Origin of the sequence: Desulfospira joergensenii DSM 10085 (genome assembly GCF_000420085.1) — a bacterium.
Classification (GTDB): domain Bacteria; phylum Desulfobacterota; class Desulfobacteria; order Desulfobacterales; family Desulfobacteraceae; genus Desulfospira; species Desulfospira joergensenii.
Window position 1 is genome coordinate 1,566,690 of sequence record NZ_ATUG01000002.1, and the last position, 21,479, is coordinate 1,588,168.

The following is a 21,479-nucleotide window of genomic DNA, read 5'->3' on the forward strand; positions in this document are numbered from 1 at the left end:
GTCAATTTTATTCGATCACAAAGGCTTTTGCAAGGGTTATTCTTGACAGTCTTCAGGCAATACTGTATCAAATATCATTTTAAATTAAAGAGGATATAACGGCTTGCGGCCCATGGCGCGCCCCTTGAAAAAATGGATGGTTATCCTCCTGGCGGCCTGTCTGTCTGGATTTTTTCCAGCCCATCCGGTCCGGGTCCTGGCAGAAGATCCCCCTGGGGCCGAAGATGACGGCCGGCAGTTATTTGAGGGGTTTTTATATTTCACCGACCGGGAAGGATCCCATTTAAAGGCCTGGCCCCGGCAGTTCCCGGCAGGCCTGGAATCCCACGACCTGGGGATGAAGATCCTCGGCTCTCTTATGGCAGGGCCCATGGATCCGGATTTGGAATCTGCCTGGCCCGAGGATACGGCCATAAGGGCTTTTTTCATTGCCGATGACGGCAGGGCCTGGGTGGACCTGGCCATGGAAGACCAAAGGTCAGGGAAAATGGAAAATACAGATACCCTGTCCGAGCTTCTGGCGGTTTATTCGGTGGTCAACTCCCTGACCCTGAATATCCCCCGGGTCCGGCAGGTCAAAATACTTGTGAACGGATCTGATGTGGCAAGCCTCGGCGGCCACGTCAGTCTTGAATATTTTTTTAAAACCAATATGCTGATAGTGAAATGAGTCAAAAAAAAGAAGCTCCTGTAAAGAAGAACATCTCCTCCTATAGAAATATCGGAATCATGGCCCATATTGATGCGGGCAAGACCACGGTCACCGAAAGGATCCTCTACTACACAGGCAAGTCCCACAAGATCGGGGAGGTCCATGACGGAGAGGCGGTCATGGACTGGATGCAGGATGAGCAGGACCGGGGCATCACAATTACCTCGGCCGTAACCACCTGCCAATGGAATCAGTCCGTCATCCAGATCATCGATACCCCGGGCCACGTGGATTTTACCGTGGAAGTGGAACGGGCATTGCGGGTCCTGGACGGGGCCATCGGCGTATTCTGCGCCGTGGGCGGGGTGGAACCCCAGTCGGAAACCGTATGGCGCCAGGCAGACCGGTATGCCGTCCCCAGGATGGCCTTTATCAATAAAATGGACCGGACCGGGGCCGACTTTTTCAAGGCCGTGGATTCCATCATCAAAAAGCTCGGGGCCAATCCCGTGATGATCCAGATCCCGGTGGGTGCCGAGGACAATTTCACCGGGGTCATTGATCTGATCAACATGATGCAGATCCGATGGGACGATGAATCCCTGGGGGCGGAGTACACCCGATCCGAAATTGATGAGACACTCCTGGACAAGGCGTTGGAGTTTCGGGAAAAACTTCTGGAGGCAGTCTCGGAACTGGATGACGAGATCATGGAAAAATACCTTTCCGAGGAGGAGATCAGTTCCCAGGAACTTACGGCCGCCATCAGAAAGGCCACCATTGCCCGGAAAATGGTTCCGGTACTCTGCGGATCCGCCTTGAAAAACAAGGGAATCCAGCCCCTTTTGGACGCCATCGGACTTTTTCTTCCCAGTCCCCTGGATGTCCCGCCGGTAAAGGGAATTCATCCTGAAACCGGTGAGGAGATGGAGTTTCTTCCCCGGAAAAACGATCCCCTGGCCGCCCTGATATTCAAGGTGTCCATGATTGAGGGCAGAAAGCTTTCCTTTGCCAGGATATATTCCGGGAAGCTTGTGGCCGGTTCCGAGGTATTCAATCCCCTTTTAAACAAAAAGGAAAAATTGTCCAGAATCCTGCTCATGCACGCCAATAAAAAGGAGAGGCTCCAGGAGGCTTCGGCCGGGGATATCATCGGCATTGTGGGGCTCAAGGAATCAGGTACGGGGGAGACCCTGTGCTCCCAGGAACATCCCGTGTTTCTGGAAAAAATGGATGTCCAGGATCCGGTGATCTCCATTGCCATTGAGCCCAAAACCCATGCCGACCAGGAAAAATTGGACGATGTCCTGGAAAAGTTCACCATAGAGGACCCCACCCTGCGGTTTTCCAAGGACGAGGAAACCGGCCAGACCATCCTCTCGGGCATGGGAGAGCTTCATCTGGAGATCATCATTTCAAGGATGCTCAAGGAATTCAAAACCAACGTCAACGTGGGCAATCCCCAGGTGGTCTACCGGGAGGTCATCACGGCCCCGGCCCGGGGACAGGCCGTGTTTGAAAGGGAGATTACGGGCAAATCCCATTTTGCCGAGGTCAGGATCCGGCTGGAGCCCCTTGACAGGGGGGCAGGGGTCAGTTTTATTTCCAAGGCCCCCGGGGAAGATATCCCGGAACAATATATTCCCGCCGTTGAACAGGGAATCCGGGAAAGCCTGGAAGGGGGATTCTTAAAAGGATATCCCCTGGTCGACCTGGGCATTGTCCTGGAGGGGGGGCGGTTCGAAGAGGGATCCGGTTCGGAGCTGGCCTTTTCCGTGTGCGGTGCCATGGCATGTAAGAATGCTCTGGAATCCGCATCCATTGCCCTTCTTGAACCCATCATGGATGTCGAGGTCTTTGTGCCGGACGCCTATATGGGGGAGGCCATTTCAGATCTGAATTCCAGGGGGGGCAAGGTGGAGTCCATCAGTCCCAATGCCGATATCCAGGTCATCAAGGCCGTGGTTCCCCTGGCAAAGATGTTCGGCTATTCCACGGCCCTGCGGTCAGCCACCCAGGGCAGGGGCACCTTTACCATGCAGTTTTCCGCCTTTGACAGAGTGTAGGGAGGGATATCTTCCGGGCTTGTCCGTTCGGGCAGGGGTTTATCTTTTCCGGGATTCCGATGTCTTTTCCAGACGTTTTTCCGCCTCTTTTTTCAGTTTGGGATCCTCCAGGGTTTCCAGGGCCTTTTTCAGGTGGCGGGAGGCGTTCCTGCCGTCCTTTTCTTCGGAGTAAAAGATCCCGAGATAGTAATGGGAGAGGCCGTCCAGTTTTTTGGCGGCCATGATCTTTGCCATGTAATAGTAGGCCCTGGGAAAGGTTTCAGGCAGTTCTGCAATCACCCTTTCCAGGTTTTTCTCAGCGCCGGCTAGGTTCCCCGATTCAAGCTGGGCAACGGAGTAATAATATTTTGCCTGGAGCCCGATGACCGGGTCTTCCTGGACATCGGTCAGCACATCCATGGCCAGGCTGAATTTTCCGTCAATGATGTGGACCCGTCCCAGTTCCAGGAGGATCATGGGATCAAACAACCTTTGGGACAATGCCTTTTCAAGGTATTCAACGGCCTTCTCCCGGCGGTGTTTTCTAAGATATAAAAGTCCCATCCCGTAATTCATGGCCGGATTTTCCGGATTTTTTTCCAGTTTCAGCCCTATTCGGGCAATGCTTTTATCCAGATCTTCGTACAGCCCGATGAGCCTGTACTTGACCATATCAAAATCATAGTCCGGGGTGCAGGCCTTGTGGGTCGGTGACGGCTTGTAATCGGCAAGAAGAGAGGAAACATGGGCGATTCTTTTACCGGTTCCCGGATGGGTTTTAAAATAATCGGGAATTCCTTCGATTCCCTGGTAATCGGATTCCCTGATTTTGATCAGGCTGGACAGCAGCCCCTTGGGGGAGTAGCAGGTTTTTTTCAGGAAAAGCAGGGCTTTCTGGTCTGCCTCGGTTTCATTTTCCCGGGTATAGGCCAGCATGGCGGACTGTCCGGCGGCCATGGAACCGATGGATAGGGCCTGGACCGCTTCTCCCCCCCCTCCGGTGGCACCGACAAGGGCGCCGGCCAGGACACCGGCCATGGTGCCGATACTGACCAGTTTGGACCGGTCAACGGACTGGGAAACATGGCGGCTGACCGCATGGGCGATTTCATGGCCCATGATGCCGGCAAGTTCGTCTGTGCTGGAAAGGGCGGTGATCAGTCCCCGGTTAAAAAAGATATTGGCTGCCGGGCTGGCAAAGGCATTGAACCTGTTATCGTTGAGGATATAAAAAGAGTAATGAAAGGGCTGGGGCGGCAGGGTGGAAATGATATTTCCGCCCACCTCATTGATCATGTGATTGGCCACCGGGTCCTTGAGGATGACATTGCGCTCTTCTATCATCTTCATGAACTTTTCGGCCAGTTTCATCTCGTCGGGGATGGAGATGGCCGAAGCAGCGGCCGGGGCAAGGATAAACAGGAATGCGAACAGGGTCAGAAAAAAACGTTGGGGCCTCATTGGATATCCTCGGGCGTTGAATCTAAATATGAATAAATTCCGTGTGTTCCATGGCAATCTCAATGCGGAAGCTGTAGTTGCCTATTTTCATGGAAAGCCGTCTGTTTTCTGCGTAGTGGGCGTCAATGACCAGGGTAATGGCCGAGTTAAGGGTCAGGGCCTTGGGCTGGCCGAAACTGGCATTTAGTTCGAATTTTTCTTCCACATCCTTGATGAGCTGGCCCATGAGCTGGTTGGAGATCTCGCCGATGGAGTCCGTGACTTCAGGGGAGGTAATGCTCGTCCCCAGCTCATCTTCGGGCATACCCATGGCGGTCATATAGCTTTTATAGATGGCAAAGGCGGCATCAGCGGAAAAATTGAGGATCACCAGTCCTGAGTAATCCCCCTCAAACTGAACAAAACAGGTCAGGTCAGGCCTCATGGCGACCTTGGGGATGGCCTGGATGGTGGATGAATATGTGATTTCCTGAAGGGTACTGGTTTCAAGGGTTTTCTGGGCGGTACGAAGAAATATCTTGGAAATTTCATCAATGGAGATGATTAAGGGTCTGTCTGAAGCGATATTGGATGACGGGGTGCTTGCCATGGAAACTCCTTAGGTGTTGACACGGAAAAGCTGACTTGGCAGGTCGACTGTTTTCCTTTATCGGTTGATTCATCTTTGCCTGTCTGCCGCTGTCGGTCAGGGCAGGTGGACTGGATATGATTTCCCCCTATTTATCAATGAATTCGGGCCAAAAGTCAAAGAAAAACTTCCCGGATCACCTTTCTCCCCGCTTATAGGGCGCCGCCAGCATGGCCGGAGCATTCAGTTTCCTGGGGTCCCTGAAGCTGATCACCAGAAGAATGAGCAGGGTGGCGATATAGGGGAGCATGGACAAAAAATTGGGAGATATCCCCAGGGGCTGCATGAGGTACTGGGCCACGAAGATGCCCCCGAACAGAAAGGAAGCCCAGATGGCCCGGCCCGGGTTCCAAAGGGCAAAAATGGTCAGGGCAATGGCGATCCATCCCCGGCCCGCAGTCATGCCCTCGATCCAGGATTTTGAATAGGAGATGGAGAGATGGGCCCCGGCAAGGGCTGAAAACCCCCCGCCGATGAGCACGGACAGATACCGGATGGCAAAGATATTGACACCCTGGGTTTCCGTGGCCCTGGGGTTTTCTCCCGTGGACCTGACCTGGATGCCCAGCCGGGTCCGTTCCAGGAAAAACCAGGAGACCAGGGCCAGTACAATGGCCAGGTAGAAAAACGGGCTCTGGCTGAACAGGATCTTTCCCGCATAGGGGATATCCGAGAGAAGAGGAATGGAAATATCGTTCATTTTAACGGTCAGGGGTTTTCCCACATAGGGCTTGCCCAGCATGCCGGACAGCCCCAGCCCCAGCATGGTCAGGGCCAGACCCGATACCACCTGGTTGGCCTGGAGGGTGATGGAGGCAAAGGCATGGATCACGGAGATGGCCATGCCCGCGGCAAGGGCTGCCAATACCCCCAGCCAAGGGCTTCCTGTGGTCATGGTGGTGACAAATGCAACAAGGGCTCCAATGGCCATGACGCCCTCCACCCCCAGGTTGAGGATGCCGCTTCGTTCACAGATCACCTCCCCTGTTGTGGCCAGAAGAAGGGGGGTTCCCGCAATCATGGTTCGCTGCAGGGTGGATATAATCATGTCTTCCATAGTCTGCTTCCTAATTTTTAGAAAAACGGATGCTGATCTTGTTGTTGAGAAAATACTCCCCCATGATCAGAAAAAACAGAATGATGCCGTTGACAATCTCCACGGTTGCCGCAGGCAGTCCCAGGGAGATCTGGATGGCGTCGCCCCCCACCAGGATGCCGGCAAAGAAGATCCCGGAACCAATGGCGTAAAGGGGGTTGAGCTTGGCCAGCCAGGCCACGATAATGGCCGTGAATCCGTACCCTGAAGAGACCGATGCCGGGTGTCCCAGGTATTGGTGGATCCCGGCCACCTCACCTGTGCCGGCAAACCCGGCCAGTCCCCCGGAAACGGCCATGAGAATGAGGCTGGTTTTCATGAAGTTGATTCCGGCATATTTGCCGGCATCTGGATTCTCTCCCACCACCCGGGCCTCGTAGCCGAACCGGGTTTTGTAGATGAGCACCCAGAGAACCAGGGCGGACAGGATGGCCAGGGCCAGGGTTGCATAGTGAATCCTGGATCCGGGGATCACCCCCAGAATGGCCGAATCGGGCAGGTTGTCGGTGCCCGGGAACCCGAACCGGGTCTTGCCCTTCCAGGGGCCCACGATGAGCATGGTCATGATTTCCGCACAGATATAGTTGAGCATCAGGGTGGAGATCACCTCATTGATGGCATACCGGATCTTTAAAAAAGCGGGAATGATTCCCCAGAGGGCTCCCCCGACAAACCCGGCCGCGAACATGAGAGGGATAATGGCGTAAGAGGGCAGGGCTTCTCCAAAGGTCAGCCCGGTCCAGGTGGAGAGCATGGCGCCGGCCAGGAGCTGGCCTTCGGCTCCGATGTTCCAGAATTTGGCCCGAAAGGCCAGGGTAAGCCCGGTGCCGATGAGGATCAGGGGGATGGCCTTGGTGATGGTCTCCTTGAACCCGTAGGCCGATCCAAAGGATCCCATGAAGATCTCCTTGATGGCGAAGACCGGGTTGACCCCGGCTGCCAGAAAGATCATGCTGATGACCAGGACCCCGGCCGTGAGACTTGCCACATTGGTCAGCAGGGACCTTATGCCCGTGATGTTGTACCGGTCGCTGGTATGGATTTTTATCATGATGCCCTGTCTTTTGGTTCAAGTCTTTTGGAACCGGCCATCATCAGGCCGATGTCACAGAGTCCCGGGTCATCGGAATTGAGGATGCCCATGAATTCCCCGTCAAAGATTACCGCCACCCGGTCGCACAGCTCAAATATCTCCTCAAGGTCCTCGGAAAACAAAAGCACGGTGGACCCTTTTTTCCTCAACTCCAGAAGATGCTGCCGTAAGAATTCCGTGGCCCCCACATCCAGGCCGTAGGTGGGGTGGGAGGCCACCAGGAGCTGGGGCTGTTCACTGATCTCCCGGCCCAGGATCAGTTTCTGGATATTGCCCCCTGAAAGATTCCGGATCTGATTGTCAATGGAGTGGGTGGATACCTTGAAATCACGGATAATGGTTTTGGCGTGATTTTTTACCTGGCCGTATTTCAGGAAGTAGCGTCGGGAAAATTTTTTGAGATGATGCTGTTTTAAAATGGCGTTGTCATAGAGAAACAGCCCCGGGGCGATACCGAACCGGATCCTTTCCTCGGGCACGTGGGAGACCCCGTTGTCATAGATCTTCCGGGGGGATAGATTGGTGATCTCCCTGCCCCGGACATGAACTTTTCCGGAATCGATCTTCCGGATTCCCGTGATGGCCTCGGCCAGTTCCCTCTGGCCGTTTCCGGCCACCCCGGCAATGCCGAAGATCTCATTTTCATATAGATCAAAACTCACCCCCCGGACCGCGGGCATTCCCTTGTCTCCGGTCACATGGATATTGTCCACATTAAGGACCTGACCTCCCGGAGCCAGCTTCTCCCGGGAGATGTTGAACACCACATCCCGGCCCACCATCATCCTTGCCAGGGATTTTTTATCCGTGTCCCGGGTATGGGCATGGCCCACGATCTCTCCCTTCCGGAGCACGGTCACCCGGTCACAGATGTCCATGATCTCATCCAGCTTGTGGGAGATGAAGATGATCATATGGCCCTGGGCCTTCATCTTCCTTAAAATATCTATCAGTTCTTTGATTTCCTGGGGGGTCAGGACCGAGGTGGGCTCGTCCAGGATGAGAAGATCGGCCCCGTTCAAAAGGGCCTTGATGATTTCTATGCGCTGCTGCTCCCCGGCGGAGAGCTGCCAGACCTTCTGGTTCAGATCCACCTTGAAATCAAATTGCCGGGAAAATTCCTTTACCCGCTCCCGGATCTTGATCTTTGGGAAAAAAAACGGGGTGTCCTTGTACCCCAGGGCAATGTTTTCAATGACCGAATGGTTCTGGATGAGCATAAAATGCTGGTGGACCATGCCGATGCCGTGGCGGATGGATTCCATGGGGCTTTTGATGTTGATGGGCCTGCCGTTGATTTCAATGGAGCCTGCCTCGGGCTGGTAAAGTCCGTATAGGATATTCATCAACGTGGTCTTTCCGGCCCCGTTTTCTCCCAAAAGCCCCAGGATCTCCCCGGACTCCACGTGGAGGTTGATGTCCCGGTTGGCATGAATGCCGTGAAATGACTTGGATATCCCCTTCATTTCAAGGCGTTGTATTTTTTTCATAAGGAAGCTGAAAGTCTAAAGTCGAAAGTCAAAAGCCGATACCGCCGGCAGAATAATTTAAAAAAAGCGGGATCCGCCTTCAAAGGAACCCCGTGATATGGGAAACCGCTTTTTTTTATGATTATATCCAAAAGCATAGGATTTCAGACATGGCCGGGAAAATTCCCGGCCATGTGATCGTGGCTCAAACATCTATTGGGGAATGGAGCCTTCTACGTTGTCCACGTAGTACATAATGCTCAAAAGATCGCCCTTGGAGGCCTTTTCCCCGGCCTTGATCTGAAGCTTTCCTTTGTTGTCCTTGATGGGGCCGGTATAAGGATCAAACACGTCTACCCCCTGCTTCATCTGCTCATACCGTTTCATGACCAGATCATAGGCGGAGATCTTGCCGAATTCCCGGGTATCCACCATGGCCTGTTTCAGCTCGGGAATAAACTTGGGATTGATCATGTCGGCGTGGCTGCCGCCCAGAAGAGCCGCCTTTTCCTTGGCCAGCCACCACATGTCCTCGTTGGTCCATTTGCCGTTGTGGATGTCTTCCAGGATCTTTACATACATGCCGCCCCAGTTCATGATCTGGCCTGAAACAACGGAATCCTTTCCATAGGACTGCATGGGGGAATAATGGCTGTAGGTATAGATCATGTCTCCTTTTTCCGCATGATCCTGGCCCACTTCGATAACGGCCGGGGTGTCTTCGGTAAAGGCAAGGTTGTCACACCCTTCGGAGATGAGGGCTTCGGCCGCTTCTTTGGCCTTGTCCGGACCGACCCATGCGTAGATCCATTTGACATGGACTTTGGCTTTCGGGTTGACCGCCTTGATTCCCAAGGCATAGGCATTGATATGGCGGATCAGCTCGGGAATGGGAAAAGCGGCCACATAACCGATCTTATCGGTCTTTGTCAGGGCTCCGGCCATGATTCCGTTGAGGTAGTACATCTGGTAAAGATCACCGAAATAGGTGCCCACGTTTTTTGATCTTTTAAACCCGGAGCAATGCATGAAGATCTTGTCCGGATACCTTTTTCCCGCCTTTACAGTGTCGTCCATATAGCCGAAGCTGGTGGTAAAGACCACATCGCATTTCTGCTGCTGGACCAGGCGGTCAATGATCCTGGCGCTGTCGGATTCTGCAACGGATTCAACGATAACGGTTTCAAGCCAGGGCAGCTGGCTTTCGGCATATTTCTTTCCCTGATCATGGGCATAGGTAAAACCGTAATCGCCCGCAGGTCCGACGTAAATAAAACCGGCTTTTAGTTTTTTATCCTCTTTTGCAACGGCATTTGCTGAGAAGCCCAGAAAAAATACCGAGCAGATTAAGACGAGAAGGGTCCATTTTTTCATCCCTTGTTTCTCCTTTTGATTTTCGGGGTTAAAATATCCGGGGATCATACGATATTTACCTGTTTCCAGTCAAGATTATCCTCGGCCCTGAACGGAAAATAAAAGGGGGGATTTCAGAAACAGGGGAGATAAAAGGTTGACCCGTTTGATAGGGCCCCATTCTCTGGACGGCTATTTTTTTATCGACAGATGAATTAAAATATGATTGTATTAAAAATTTCACCAAATGAGCTAAAGATTCTTCAGAGGACCCATGTCGAATTTAACAGATATTTTAAGACGTTCAGATGTTTTTAAGAGCCTGGACGACCCGGACATTGAAAGGCTGAGCCTGCTGTTTGACTCCCGGGAACTGCACACCGGGGACGTGCTGACCAGTGAGGGAGATCCGGCCCAGTATTTTTTCCTTCTGGAAAAGGGGACCCTTCTTCTGGCATATGAAGATGAAAAGGCGGTTGTCTTAAAGGATTGCGGGGATTTTGCCGGAATGGAGCTTTTATCTGCCAAGGGGATCTGCAAGGCCACGGCCACGGTTCTGGAACCGGGCCGGGCCCATGCCGTTTCCAGGGAAGAATTTCTGGCGTTTATCCAGGAAGACACGCCCGGGGCAGCTTCTGCCATGGCATCCTGGCAGGAGGTTCTGGACGGGATCGGTGATTTTGTCAAAAACCGGGAAAAGGATAATGTCCCCATCAGTTTCTAGCAGGGAGGAGATAGAGTCGTGTACGGATTAGAAGCCATCAACGCCAATAACGGATGGGCTATTTCAGTGGTGGGAATTACCATCGTGTTTTCCGGTCTTGTCATGCTTTCCCTGGTGATTTCCCAGCTTCACAAGCTTATTGCCCTTTATGAGCACCCTGAAAAATTAAAAAAGATCTTCACCCGGGCCGGGACCAAGGAAAAGGCCGCCCAGAGCCAAGAGGAGACCATCCCTCTCGATCTGACCCCGGGGCAAAAGGAGATCTTCAGGCAGTTTGCCCTCCTGGTCCGAACCATGGAGGATCATTTTTCCCTTTCCCGGCTTCTTTTTCTTGCCCAGATCAGCGGGTTGAAAGATCCCCATTCCAACCTGAATCTCCTGCTCAAGTCCGGGATCATTTTTGCGGATAAAAAAGGATTGTTCTGCTGGAACCAGGATCTGTTTGACCAGAGCCTTTAGATTCCGGCCCCAGGGCCGTTCAGACCAGACTGTTTAGATCAGACCTGAAAAGAGGAATACAATGGACGCACTATTTCTTGATTTTTTTCATAACACGGGGTTTTACCTGTGTGATTACCGGAACATCATCATGATCATCATCGGCATGGTGTTTATCTACCTGGGCATTGCCAAGGATTATGAACCCCTGCTGCTGGTGCCCATCGGATTCGGCATGCTCGTGGGCAATATCCCCATTTTCAAGGGCCTGGGCCTGGGGATCTATGAGAACAACTCCGTTCTCCATTATCTCTATTTCGGGGTGACCCAGGGCATCTATCCCCCCCTGATATTTCTGGGGATCGGGGCCATGACCGATTTTTCCACCCTGCTGGCCAGGCCGGTGCTCATGCTTCTGGGGGCTGCAGCCCAGGCCGGGATTTTCATCACCTTTCTGGGAGCCCTGGCCCTGGGGTTTGCTCCCAATGAGGCCTCTGCCATCGGGATTATCGGCGGGGCGGACGGCCCCACGGCCATCTTCCTGACAGCCAAGCTGGCGCCCAAACTCATCGGTCCCATTGCCGTGGCGGCCTACTCCTATATGGCCCTGGTCCCGGTGATCCAGCCGCCCATCATGAGACTGCTGACCACCCGTAAGGAAAGGCTTATCCGAATGGAAGAACCCAGGGTGGTCTCCAAACAGGAAAAGATGATTTTCCCCATTGTGGCCTTTCTGCTCTGCTGCTTTCTGGCCCCGGCGGCCCTTCCCCTGCTGGGCATGCTCTGCTTTGGGAACGTCATCAAAGAGGCCGTGGTCACCGAGCGCCTGGCTGTCACGGCAAGGAATGCCATCATCGATACGGCCACCATTCTTTTGGGGATCACCGTGGGGGCCTCCACCCAGGGAGATGTGTTTCTGACCTCAAAATCCGTGGGTATCTTTATCCTGGGGGCCACCTCCTTCTGCGTGGCCACTGCCTGCGGACTTCTGTTTGCCAAGTTCATGAACCTGTTTTTAAAGTCCAAGATCAATCCCCTGCTGGGTGCGGCCGGGGTTTCTGCGGTACCGGATTCCGCCCGGGTGGTCCAGGTCGTGGGACAGAAGGAAGACCCGACCAATTTTCTGCTCATGCATGCCATGGCCCCCAACGTGTCCGGGGTCATCGGATCGGCCATTGCCGCCGGGGTGCTGTGGAGCCTCATGGCATAACAATCAACAATTGAGGGTTGATAAGGCTTTGTACCCGTTTTTAATTATTCCGGAGCGCCGGATGAGGCCGGTGATGGGCAGGCGCAGATAAAAATTTTAAAAAGGGGTGGCCCCCGGGCCGTCCTTATTTTTTGCAAAGAGATTTTGGGCAAGGGCAATTTTGTCCAAGATTTGCTTTTAAGATCCAGGTATCTGATTTATGATAAATCATGGATACCGACTCAAGACAAAACCCCGGCAGCACTTCGGAGGATCAGACCCTGTTTTCCAGGTTTCCCGAACTGGGGAATCTTGAGATTCTCCACGCCTCCTACAGGAAACAGGAATTCCAGCCCCATTTCCATGAGGGCCACGTCATCGGAGTCATTGAAAAGGGATGCCTGGGATTTGACTATAGGGGAGAGAAGGTCGCGGCCGGACCCGGGGAGATCAACATTGCCGATCCCGGAGAGGTGCACAACGGGTTTGCCCTTTCAGACCGGGGCTGGCAGTACCGGATGTTTTACCTGGCCCCCGGGCAGCTCCATACCGCCTATGAAGAGATCTGTGAAAAATCCTGTTCCATGCCCTTTTTTAAAAAAGGGGTGATCCGGGACCCCGGGCTTGCCAGGGAGATCCACAGCCTTCACCGGGCGGTCCAGGATCCCAGGGTATCTATCCTGGAGAAGGAATCCAGGCTGATCACCCTTGTCCTGAACCTGGTCCGCCGCCATGCCCCGGAAAGCCCCGGTCCCATAAAACCGGGAAAGGAAAAACGATCCGTGGCCAGGCTGCGGTCCTATATCAACGACCGGTTTCATGCCGGTCTTACCCTGGATGATTTGGGCCGTGAAGCCGGGTTAAGCAAGTATTATCTGCTCAGGTCCTTTAAAGCCCACACCGGAATGACCCCCCATGCCTATCTCAGCTTTGTCCGGGCCGGAAAGGCCAGGGAGATGATGGACAGAGGGCTGGCCATCGCAGAAACCGCCCAGGAAGCCGGTTTCTTTGACCAGAGCCATCTGAACAGGATCTTTAAAAAAGTCTTTGGCATTACCCCGGGTCAGTATGCAGCCTCTGCCGGAAAACCCAAAAAATAAATTGATTTTTCCCTGATTCTCTGCGATGTTACTCCCCGCAGAAACAGATAACCCAATGAATGGATGCGGATAAGGATTATGACCGAACAAAGACTGATGCTGGGGAACGAGGCACTGGCATACGGACTGCTCAAAAGCGGCTGCCAGATGGCAATAGCATACCCCGGAACCCCGTCTTCGGAGATTCTCTCCTCTTTTGTCTCCCTGAAAAAAGAGATGGATATACCGGTCCATGCCCAATGGGCCGTGAATGAGAAGGTGGCCTTTGAAACCGCCTATGCCGGGGCCCAGGCCGGCCTGAGAACCGCCGTGGCCATGAAGCAGGTGGGACTGAATGTGGCGGCAGACCCTTTGATGAGTGCCGTCTACCTGGGGGTAAAAGGGGGATTCATCGTCATCAGTGCTGATGACCCCGGACCCCACTCCTCCCAGACCGAGCAGGATTCCAGGCTCATGGCCCTCATGGCAAAGATGCCGGTCCTGGATCCGGACTCTCCGGTCCAGGCCGGAGAAATGGCCGGCCTGGCCTATGAACTTTCCGAAACCTTTGAGATTCCGGTCATGGTCCGGCCCACCACCCGGGTCTGCCATTCCCGGCAGAGCCTGGACCTTCCCGGGATCCGGTTCGAGCCCAGGGAGGCGGCTTTTGAAAAGAATCCGGCCCGATGGGCGGCCACGCCCAAGTTCCGGCTCAAGCTCCACAAAGATCTGGAAGAGAAACTGGCCGGGATCGCAGAGTATGAGCCGACAGCCCCGGTTCTTGTGGCCGGGGATCCGGCCCGTTCCGGAAAAGCCATCGTGGTCTCTGGGGTGGCTGCGGCCAATGCCAGGGATGTAGTCAAGGATATGGGTCTTGATATCCCTGTCTTTCAGGTGATTCAGCCCTATCCCCTTCACACCAAATTTATCGAGAAAATGGAAGCCTACAAGCAGATCCTGATCCTGGAGGAAACCACCGGGGTCCTGGAAATGCAGTTCAGGGACCGGTCCCGGGTCCAGGGAAAAGAGTCCGGGTATGTCTCCCGCACCGGAGAACTGCTGCCCGAGGACATTGAAGACCTGATCTCCCGGTTTAGCGGGAAAGAATATACCCGGCCCCAACTGCCCGACATCCCGGGCAGAAGACCCACCCTCTGTGCCGGCTGTCCCCACAGGGCCAGTTTTTTTGCCATTAAAAAGGCGGCCCCGAAAGGGATCTATACCAGCGACATCGGCTGCTATACCCTGGGAATGAACCTGGGGGCCGTGGACACGGTGCTCTGCATGGGAGCCGGAATCAGCCAGGCCGCGGGTTTCACCCTGGCCTATGCCAACAATAAGAAGAAGCCGCCGGTGGTCTCCACCATCGGAGATTCCACCTTTTTCCATTCCGGTATCCCGGCACTTGTGGAAACCGTGGTCCGCAAGATCCCCTTTGTGCTGGTGATTCTGGACAACCGGACCACGGCCATGACCGGCCACCAGCCCACTCCGGCCTCCGGGTTTGATGCTTCAGGAGAGCCGGGCGCATCGGTGAGCATTGAAAAGATCGTTGAAGGCTGCGGGGTGGGGTTCTGTAAAGAGGGAAATCCCAATGATCTTCCCCGGTTTATCTCCCTTCTCAAAGAAGCTCTGGCCTTCTGCAAGGAGAAGGGGCCTGCCGTGGTCATCTCCCGGTATCCCTGTCTGCTCAACATGGACCGGGCCGCTCTCAAAGAAACCTATACAAAGGTGAGGGTGGACCCGGATTCCTGTGACGGGTGCGGCTATTGCGTCAACCACTTTGAATGCCCGGCCCTGTCCCTGGATCCGGAAGGGGAGAGGGTCATCCTCGACCCGGGACTGTGCAGCGGCTGCGGGGTCTGCAGCTTTGTCTGCCCCAAGGGATCACTGGTACGGGAGGAGCAGGAAGATGTCTAATAACCAGCAGATTATCATTTCGGGCCTGGGAGGACAGGGGGTCCTTTTTATTACCAAGCTTCTGGCCGGGGCTGCCATGGCCGGGAATTACCGGGTGATGACATCGGAAACCCACGGCATGGCCCAGAGGGGCGGAAACGTGATCTCCTATCTCAAGATCGGAGATTTTTCCGGTCCCCTGATCCGGCCGGGAAAGGCAGACGGTCTCATTGCCCTGAAAGAGGAGAGTTTTCACCACCATAGTTATTTCCTCAAACCCCGGGGAGTGGGTGTGGTGAACAGCCCGGCCATGCCAGAAGCACCGGGTTTCCAAGTCTATTCCGGGGATGCCGAGTCCCTGGCCTTGGAAGCCGGCAGCCCCCAGTCCGTGAACGTGGTCATGCTCGGATTTTTTACGGCAGCCATGGAAAAAAGAACAGATATCATCTCCATGGATTGCCTGGCCGAAGTCATCCAAGAGAAGTTCAGGGGAAAAGAGAAAATTACAACCGGGATTCTGGATTTGCTGGAATCCGGCTATAGATTGTACAAAAAGGGAAGATCATGAGTTTCATACCCTATGAAATGACCGGGGAAAAGATCAGACAGATCCAGTCCCAGGGGCTGAAGTGGACCGTGGCCCATGCCTTTGAGAACGCTTCCTATTATCGGAAAAAATTTAAGGATGCAGGGTGCGAGCCAGGGGATATCTCCGGTCTCGACGATCTTCAAAAGCTCCCCTTTACCGATAAACAGGATTTTGCCGAGGATTATCCCTTTCCTTTGCGGGCGGCGCCCATGGAAGATATCGTGAGGATCCACGGCTCCTCCGGAACCACGGGAAAACGAAAGATCCTCTGCTACACAGCCAAGGACATTGACAATTGGGCCAATATTTTTGCCCGGTGTTATGAGCTGGCCGGGGTGACCCGGGAAGACCGGGTCCAGATCGCCGTGGGGTACGGCCTGTGGACGGCCGGGGTGGGGTTCCAGAACGGGTGCGAGCGCCTGGGCGCCATGGCCCTTCCCCTGGGACCGGCCAATGTGGAGATGCACCTGGACATGTTCATGGATCTCCAGCCCACGGTGTTCTGCGCCACGGCATCCATGGCCCTGCTCATGGCCGAGGAGATCGAGAAGAGGAACCTGTCCTCAAAGATCAATTTAAAGACCATCATCCTGGGCGCGGAACGCCACAGCCTGTCCATGCGCCGGAGAATCCAGGAGATCACCGGGGTTGAGCATATCCACGACATCTACGGCATGACCGAGCTCTATGGTCCGGGCACGGGTCTGGACTGCGCCGAGCATACCGGAATTCATTACTGGGCCGATCATTTTATCTTTGAGATCGTGGATCCGGTGAGTCTCAAACCCCTTCCCATGGGAGAGGAGGGGGAGCTGGTGGTCACCACCCTGAAAAAAGAGGGCACCCCTTTGATCCGCTATCGGACCCATGATGTGACCCGGCTCATTTCCGAATCCTGTGAATGCGGGGTTCCTTTTCCCAAGCATGCCGGCATTTCCGGCCGGACAGACGACATGTTCATCTTCAGGGCCGTGAATATCTACCCCAGCCAGATCGACGATATCCTGGGCAAGGTAGATGAGGTGGGAAGCGAATACCAGATCCATCTGGCCCAGAACCAGGACGGCAGGGATTATATGACCGTCCGGGTGGAGAGAAAATCAGATGCATCCAACTGGGAGGACCAGGCGATCAGTGACCGAATTTCGAGAAACATCCGGGAAAAACTGATGGTCAGAAGCCGGGTGGACATCGTGGACTACGGCAGCCTGCCCCGCACGGAACGGAAAAGCCGGCGGGTATTTGATAAAAGAATCGAAAAATAAATCAGCGGCAAATCACAATCAAAGGGAGGACTTTGAAATGAAATTAAGAACCTTATCCATGGCCGTGATCAGTCTGGGTTTCACCCTGGCGATCTTTCTGGGCACAGCCATACCTTCGGCCTGGGCCAAGGGCGTCAGCCTCAACTATGCCAATTTCCCGCCGGCGCCAACCTTTCCCTGCGTACAGATGGAAAGATGGAAGACTGAAGTGGAAAAAAGAACCGATGGCGCAGTCAGTGTCAATACCTTTCCCGGCGGCACCCTGCTGGGGGCCAAGGATATGATGGACGGGGTCATCAACGGCCAGGCCGATATCGGATGTATCTGCATGGCTTACCAGCCCGGCCGCTTCATGGTCACCAATGCAACCAGCCTTCCCTTGAACATCCCCGATGCAAAGACGGGAAGCCTGGTTCTTTTGGATCTCTACAATCAGTATCAGCCTGAATCCTTTAAAAAGGTCAAGGTATTGACCATGTTCGTGTCTGCCCCGGCCAATATCATGTCCAAGGAGCCGGTAAAGAGCCTGGCCGATCTCAAGGGCCTGGATCTGAGGGCCTCGGGCGGAGCCGCCCAGATCCTAAAGTCCTGGGGTGCCAACCAGGTGGGCATGCCCATGTCTGCCACGCCCGAAGCCCTGCAGAAAGGTGTGGTCAAGGGGCTGTTCTCCTCCCTGGAAGTCATGAAAGACCTCAAGTTTGCCGAGATCTGCAAGAACGTCACCAATACCGATACCGTGATCTATCCCTTTGCCGTGATCATGAACAAGTCCAAATGGGATGGTCTTCCCGACAAGGTAAAAAAGGTCATGGACGATCTTTCTGTGGAACAGGCCGCATGGACAGGGGAGTACATGGACAATCATGTAAAGGAATCCATGGCCTGGTCAAAGGAAAAGCACCAGGTCAAGGTGATCACCCTGACCCCGGAGCAGAAAAAGGAATGGGACGATAAACTGGCCCCCATTACGGCCAAGTGGATCGAATCTGCCAAGGCAAAGAATCTGCCCGGCGAAAAAATAGTGGATGACATCAAGAGTCTCATTAAAAAGCATATGTAAAACCCAATGAAATATCTGGAAAAAATCAACGACCGCCTCAACCGGTGGGCAGCGGCCGGGGCCGGGGTGATCCTGGTTTCCATGATCCTGCTCACCTTTGCCAATATCGTTTTAAGAAAGGTCTGGATGCCGGTCCGGGGAACCTATGAGATCATGGGGTTTGCCGGGGCCGTGCTCACGGCCCTGGCCATGGGAATCACCCAGAAGAAGAAAGAGCATATCCATGTGGATATCCTGTTCAACCGGTTTCCCGGTCCGGTGAAACAGGCTCTCGGCGCTGTGAACACAGGGATCTGTGCCGCTTTTTTTTCCGTTGCCGGGTGGTTTGTGGCCAAAAAGGGCCATACCCTTTACGAGACCGGGGAGGTGTCCGAAACCCTGCGGATCGTCTATTACCCCTTTGCCTATGTGGTGGCGGCCGGCTGTTTTCTTCTGGCCGTCATCCTGTTTACCGATATGCTCCTTTGCTTTGGCAGGGACAAAAAGGATAAAACCGGATGAGTCTGACCCTGATCGGGATTCTGGGCATTGGAATCCTGCTGCTGCTGCTGTTCGTATTCGGGATGCCCGTAAGCTTTGCCATGGCCCTGGTGGGCTTCTGCGGATTCTCCTATATCCTCAATTTCAACGCCGGGGCCAACATGGTCTCCTCGGAGCTCTGGTCGGTTTTTTCCAAGTACGGGCTCACCGTGATTCCCATGTTCGTGTTCATGGGGCAGATCGCCTTTTATTCAGGGGTCAATGAAAAGCTCTACCAGGCCGCCTATAAATGGGTGGGCCATATAAGGGGCGGGATTGCCATGGCCACCATCCTGGCCTGCTCGGCCTTTGCCGCCATCTGCGGATCCAATACAGCCACCGCCGCCACCATGACCACGGTGGCCTTTCCCCAGATGTCAAAGTTCAAGTATAAACCTTTGCTTTCCACCGGAGCCATTGCCTGTGGCTCCACCCTGGGGGTGGTCATCCCCCCTTCGGTGGTGCTGATCATCATCGGGCTCTCCACGGAGCAGTCCATTGCCCGGCTTTTTTACGGGGGCATCGGTGCCGGAATTCTTCTCAGTCTTCTTCTGATGGCCACGGTCTATGTCCTTTGCCGGCTCAATCCTAGCTGGGGACCGGCCGGTCCGAAATCGAGTTTTGACGAGAAGATCCGTTCCCTTTCCGGGGCTGTGGAGATGATGATCCTGTTTTTCTTGATCATGACCGGGCTTTACGTGGGCTATTTCACCCCCAGCGAGGCGGGGGGAGCCGGGGCCTTTTTCGCCGTGGTCATCAGCCTGGTCCGGCGGTCCCTGTCCTGGGAAAATTTCCTTAAAGCGGTTCAGGATACCCTGCGGATCTCCTGCATGGTCATCCTGCTCATTGCCGGGGCCATGATCCTGGGCAAGTTCCTGACCCTGACCCGGATTCCCTTTAACATGGCCTCCTGGGTGGCCTCTCTGCCGGTGCCCGGCACCATGGTCCTGGGCGTGATCTTTTTGATGTACGCCGTGGGCGGGGCCATCATGGACGCCCTGGCCCTGCTGCTCATCACCATTCCCATCTTCTTTCCCGTGGCCAGTGAACTGGGATGCGATCCGGTCTGGTTTGCCGTTCTCATCACCGTGGTCACCACCCTGGGGGCAGTGACCCCGCCCGTGGGCGCCACCACCTATGTGGTGGCCGGCATGGCCAGGGAAACAGGACTCAAGGAAGTTTTCAAGGGGGTCTCTTTTTTCCTCCCCGCCTATGTGGTCTGTATTGTCCTGCTCATGGTTTTCCCCTGGATTATCACTTTTCTGCCCGGGCTCTTGTAAAATCGCAAAACCGTCCGGTTATGAAATAAAAAAAGGTATTGTTCCCGGATCTGAAGAAGGCCGGGCAGGGCATTGCCTTAGAATCCATCCTGTCCGGTTTGACGGTTTTGAAGAAAGTTTAAAGAATTTTCTTTAAATCCTTTGAAGTTTATTATAACAGAGATGGAGATATGCGGCCCGTAACCGGAAAAGGCCTGTTCATTTTAACCGGGAAGGGCTTGCCCCGGCTGAAAAAGGCAGCCTAACGCGGCTTTTGGCCTTTGGGGGAAGAATAGCTGAGAATCCTGATCCGCTCCACAGGATTTGGTTTTTGAAATATAAATGAATGAGGCGGGTGATCGGATATGAATTCTAAGAAGAGAACAAAAGACCAGCTTTTAGAGGAGGTGACCCGGTTAAGAACTGAAATTAAGGAATTAAAAAAAGCAGAGCTGGATTTTAAACAGACCAAAAAAGAATTGACGGAACAACGCCGATTATATCTGGATTTTACAAATTCATTGCCCGGCGGAATCTATCGCATACGGGTTTTCCCAAGCGGGAAATCAGATGAAACATGGCAGGATACAGAGGACGCACCCTATGAATTTGAATTTGTTAATGACGGGTTTTGTGAAATTCTCAAGGTGAGCCGGCAGGTGGCTGAAAACAATCCGGCACTCCTGGTCAGCCGGGTTGTTGACGAGGACAGGCCGGGATTTGCCAGAATGAACAGTAAGGCCAACCAGGAGATGTCTCCCTTCCTGTGGGAGGGGCGTTTATTGATTGAAGGGGAGATCACCTGGATCCATTTTGAATCCATACCCATGCCATTGGAAAACGGAGAGATCATCTGGACCGGTATGCTGTACGACATCACCGAGCATAAAAAAACAGAGCAGGCCCTGAAAATCAAAACCAAAGCCCTATCCAAGGCCAATGCCGAAAAAGATAAATTTTTCTCCATCGTTGCCCATGATTTGAGAAGCCCTTTAAGCTCCATCTCCGGCCTGAGCAGGATCCTTTGCCAAGAGATTCAAAATAAAAATTTTGAAAAAGTGGAAGCGTATTCCGAGATGATCCATCAGACATCCCAAAATTCGGTTGACCTGCTGATGAACCTTATGGAATGGTCGCAATCACAGACCGGCATGATGAAGTACAATCCCGGACATATGGAATTGAAAGATATCATGGAAGAAAATATCTTTATATTTACCGACATTGCAGAACAAAAATCCATCATTCTTACAAGCGATTTATCTTCTGAAATTCCAATTTATGCGGATAAAGACATGATGAGTACCATCGTGAGAAACCTGGTATCAAACGCCGTTAAATTTACCGAGCCCGGAGGAGAAATCAATATTTCAGCCCGGATCGATAAAGACAAGGTCATTGTTTCAATAAAGGATACAGGAATCGGAATGTCGGAATCCTTTATTGAAAAGATCTTCACTATCGGTGAAAACTGTTCCACTCCCGGAACCCAGAATGAAACAGGAACCGGTCTGGGACTGGTCCTCTGCAGGGAATTCATCGAAAAACACCAAGGGGAAATATGGGTTGAAAGCATGCCTGGAAAGGGCTCTGCTTTTTATTTTACCATCCCCGGTCATCCGGATATGGATTGAATCACAGCACATCACAGGTTTTCAGAT

The 21,479-nt window shown here is 53.6% G+C and carries 19 protein-coding genes; 13 read left to right on the forward strand and 6 right to left on the reverse strand.

What is annotated here, in order from left to right:
- The first annotated feature begins 124 nt into the window (after positions 1 to 124).
- Together F608_RS0119785 and fusA are read left to right on the forward strand one after the other, a co-directional pair.
- Positions 125 to 670: a GerMN domain-containing protein gene (locus tag F608_RS0119785; protein WP_022667420.1), complete on the forward strand. Its 546-nt coding sequence runs from the start codon at positions 125 to 127 to the stop codon at positions 668 to 670.
- Positions 667 to 2,718: an elongation factor G gene (gene fusA, locus F608_RS0119790; protein ID WP_022667421.1), complete on the forward strand. Its 2,052-nt coding sequence runs from the start codon at positions 667 to 669 to the stop codon at positions 2,716 to 2,718. The genes F608_RS0119785 and fusA overlap by 4 nt, the downstream gene beginning before the upstream one ends.
- Positions 2,719 to 2,757: 39 nt before the next feature.
- Here fusA and F608_RS0119795 read toward each other — a convergent pair whose 3' ends face one another.
- The 6 genes from F608_RS0119795 to F608_RS0119825 form a co-directional block, all read right to left on the reverse strand.
- Positions 2,758 to 4,158 carry a M48 family metallopeptidase gene (locus tag F608_RS0119795; protein ID WP_022667422.1) on the reverse strand — a complete coding sequence of 467 codons (1,401 nt, stop codon included), beginning with the start codon at positions 4,156 to 4,158 and terminating at the stop codon, positions 2,758 to 2,760.
- Positions 4,159 to 4,180: 22 nt separating this feature from the next.
- Complete coding sequence (locus F608_RS0119800) at positions 4,181 to 4,747, reverse strand: DUF3334 family protein (RefSeq protein ID WP_022667423.1); 567 nt, start codon at positions 4,745 to 4,747, stop codon at positions 4,181 to 4,183.
- A 175-nt stretch (positions 4,748 to 4,922) separates the two neighbouring features.
- Positions 4,923 to 5,843 carry an ABC transporter permease gene (locus F608_RS0119805; protein WP_022667424.1) on the reverse strand — a complete coding sequence of 307 codons (921 nt, stop codon included), beginning with the start codon at positions 5,841 to 5,843 and terminating at the stop codon, positions 4,923 to 4,925.
- Positions 5,844 to 5,853: 10 nt separating this feature from the next.
- Complete coding sequence (locus tag F608_RS0119810; protein ID WP_022667425.1) at positions 5,854 to 6,933, reverse strand: ABC transporter permease; 1,080 nt, start codon at positions 6,931 to 6,933, stop codon at positions 5,854 to 5,856.
- Positions 6,930 to 8,465, reverse strand: coding sequence for an ABC transporter ATP-binding protein (locus F608_RS0119815; RefSeq protein ID WP_022667426.1), 1,536 nt, complete (start codon positions 8,463 to 8,465; stop codon positions 6,930 to 6,932). Before F608_RS0119815 ends, F608_RS0119810 begins: the two co-directional genes overlap by 4 nt.
- A 192-nt stretch (positions 8,466 to 8,657) precedes the next feature.
- Positions 8,658 to 9,818, reverse strand: a complete 1,161-nt coding sequence (locus tag F608_RS0119825) for a BMP family ABC transporter substrate-binding protein (protein ID WP_027362941.1) — start codon at positions 9,816 to 9,818, stop codon at positions 8,658 to 8,660.
- 253 nt (positions 9,819 to 10,071) lie between these two features.
- Here F608_RS0119825 and F608_RS32710 point away from each other — a divergent pair, with 253 nt between their 5' ends.
- From F608_RS32710 to F608_RS35105, 11 genes are all read left to right on the forward strand, one after another.
- Complete coding sequence (locus tag F608_RS32710; protein WP_022667429.1) at positions 10,072 to 10,521, forward strand: cyclic nucleotide-binding domain-containing protein; 450 nt, start codon at positions 10,072 to 10,074, stop codon at positions 10,519 to 10,521.
- A gap of 18 nt (positions 10,522 to 10,539) precedes the next feature.
- Entirely contained in the window at positions 10,540 to 10,980 is a 441-nt protein-coding gene (locus F608_RS0119835) for an OadG family protein (RefSeq protein WP_022667430.1), read from the forward strand.
- A gap of 61 nt (positions 10,981 to 11,041) precedes the next feature.
- Positions 11,042 to 12,169, forward strand: coding sequence for a sodium ion-translocating decarboxylase subunit beta (locus F608_RS0119840; RefSeq protein ID WP_022667431.1), 1,128 nt, complete (start codon positions 11,042 to 11,044; stop codon positions 12,167 to 12,169).
- A gap of 209 nt (positions 12,170 to 12,378) precedes the next feature.
- Complete coding sequence (locus tag F608_RS0119845; protein WP_022667432.1) at positions 12,379 to 13,248, forward strand: AraC family transcriptional regulator; 870 nt, start codon at positions 12,379 to 12,381, stop codon at positions 13,246 to 13,248.
- Positions 13,249 to 13,326: 78 nt separating this feature from the next.
- Positions 13,327 to 15,147 carry a thiamine pyrophosphate-dependent enzyme gene (locus tag F608_RS0119850; RefSeq protein ID WP_022667433.1) on the forward strand — a complete coding sequence of 607 codons (1,821 nt, stop codon included), beginning with the start codon at positions 13,327 to 13,329 and terminating at the stop codon, positions 15,145 to 15,147.
- Positions 15,140 to 15,694 carry a 2-oxoacid:acceptor oxidoreductase family protein gene (locus F608_RS0119855; protein ID WP_022667434.1) on the forward strand — a complete coding sequence of 185 codons (555 nt, stop codon included), beginning with the start codon at positions 15,140 to 15,142 and terminating at the stop codon, positions 15,692 to 15,694. Before F608_RS0119850 ends, F608_RS0119855 begins: the two co-directional genes overlap by 8 nt.
- Positions 15,691 to 16,980, forward strand: a complete 1,290-nt coding sequence (locus F608_RS0119860; RefSeq protein WP_027362943.1) for a phenylacetate--CoA ligase family protein — start codon at positions 15,691 to 15,693, stop codon at positions 16,978 to 16,980. The genes F608_RS0119855 and F608_RS0119860 overlap by 4 nt, the downstream gene beginning before the upstream one ends.
- A 37-nt stretch (positions 16,981 to 17,017) precedes the next feature.
- Positions 17,018 to 18,040 (forward strand): TRAP transporter substrate-binding protein, encoded by a 1,023-nt coding sequence (locus tag F608_RS0119865; RefSeq protein ID WP_022667435.1) that lies wholly within the window; start codon positions 17,018 to 17,020, stop codon positions 18,038 to 18,040.
- A gap of 6 nt (positions 18,041 to 18,046) precedes the next feature.
- Positions 18,047 to 18,541: a TRAP transporter small permease gene (locus F608_RS0119870; RefSeq protein WP_022667436.1), complete on the forward strand. Its 495-nt coding sequence runs from the start codon at positions 18,047 to 18,049 to the stop codon at positions 18,539 to 18,541.
- Positions 18,538 to 19,839, forward strand: coding sequence for a TRAP transporter large permease (locus tag F608_RS0119875; protein WP_022667437.1), 1,302 nt, complete (start codon positions 18,538 to 18,540; stop codon positions 19,837 to 19,839). Before F608_RS0119870 ends, F608_RS0119875 begins: the two co-directional genes overlap by 4 nt.
- A 344-nt stretch (positions 19,840 to 20,183) precedes the next feature.
- Positions 20,184 to 21,452, forward strand: coding sequence for a PAS domain-containing sensor histidine kinase (locus tag F608_RS35105; protein WP_022667439.1), 1,269 nt, complete (start codon positions 20,184 to 20,186; stop codon positions 21,450 to 21,452).
- Positions 21,453 to 21,479 lie beyond the last annotated feature (27 nt).

Excerpts from the sequence above, each read along its gene's own strand:
- F608_RS0119870 (WP_022667436.1), top strand. The coding sequence starts at position 18,047 with ATGAAATATCTGGAAAAAATCAACGACCGCCTCAACCGGTGGGCAGCG.
- F608_RS32710 (WP_022667429.1), top strand. The coding sequence starts at position 10,072 with ATGTCGAATTTAACAGATATTTTAAGACGTTCAGATGTTTTTAAGAGC.
- F608_RS0119825 (WP_027362941.1), bottom strand. The coding sequence starts at position 9,818 with ATGAAAAAATGGACCCTTCTCGTCTTAATCTGCTCGGTATTTTTTCTG.
- F608_RS0119850 (WP_022667433.1), top strand. The coding sequence starts at position 13,327 with ATGACCGAACAAAGACTGATGCTGGGGAACGAGGCACTGGCATACGGA.
- F608_RS0119865 (WP_022667435.1), top strand. The coding sequence starts at position 17,018 with ATGAAATTAAGAACCTTATCCATGGCCGTGATCAGTCTGGGTTTCACC.
- fusA (WP_022667421.1), top strand. The coding sequence starts at position 667 with ATGAGTCAAAAAAAAGAAGCTCCTGTAAAGAAGAACATCTCCTCCTAT.
- F608_RS0119810 (WP_022667425.1), bottom strand. The coding sequence starts at position 6,933 with ATGATAAAAATCCATACCAGCGACCGGTACAACATCACGGGCATAAGG.
- F608_RS0119800 (WP_022667423.1), bottom strand. The coding sequence starts at position 4,747 with ATGGCAAGCACCCCGTCATCCAATATCGCTTCAGACAGACCCTTAATC.
- F608_RS0119795 (WP_022667422.1), bottom strand. The coding sequence starts at position 4,158 with ATGAGGCCCCAACGTTTTTTTCTGACCCTGTTCGCATTCCTGTTTATC.
- F608_RS0119845 (WP_022667432.1), top strand. The coding sequence starts at position 12,379 with ATGGATACCGACTCAAGACAAAACCCCGGCAGCACTTCGGAGGATCAG.
- F608_RS0119860 (WP_027362943.1), top strand. The coding sequence starts at position 15,691 with ATGAGTTTCATACCCTATGAAATGACCGGGGAAAAGATCAGACAGATC.
- F608_RS0119875 (WP_022667437.1), top strand. The coding sequence starts at position 18,538 with ATGAGTCTGACCCTGATCGGGATTCTGGGCATTGGAATCCTGCTGCTG.
- F608_RS0119805 (WP_022667424.1), bottom strand. The coding sequence starts at position 5,843 with ATGGAAGACATGATTATATCCACCCTGCAGCGAACCATGATTGCGGGA.
- F608_RS0119840 (WP_022667431.1), top strand. The coding sequence starts at position 11,042 with ATGGACGCACTATTTCTTGATTTTTTTCATAACACGGGGTTTTACCTG.
- F608_RS35105 (WP_022667439.1), top strand. The coding sequence starts at position 20,184 with ATGAATTCTAAGAAGAGAACAAAAGACCAGCTTTTAGAGGAGGTGACC.
- F608_RS0119855 (WP_022667434.1), top strand. The coding sequence starts at position 15,140 with ATGTCTAATAACCAGCAGATTATCATTTCGGGCCTGGGAGGACAGGGG.
- F608_RS0119815 (WP_022667426.1), bottom strand. The coding sequence starts at position 8,465 with ATGAAAAAAATACAACGCCTTGAAATGAAGGGGATATCCAAGTCATTT.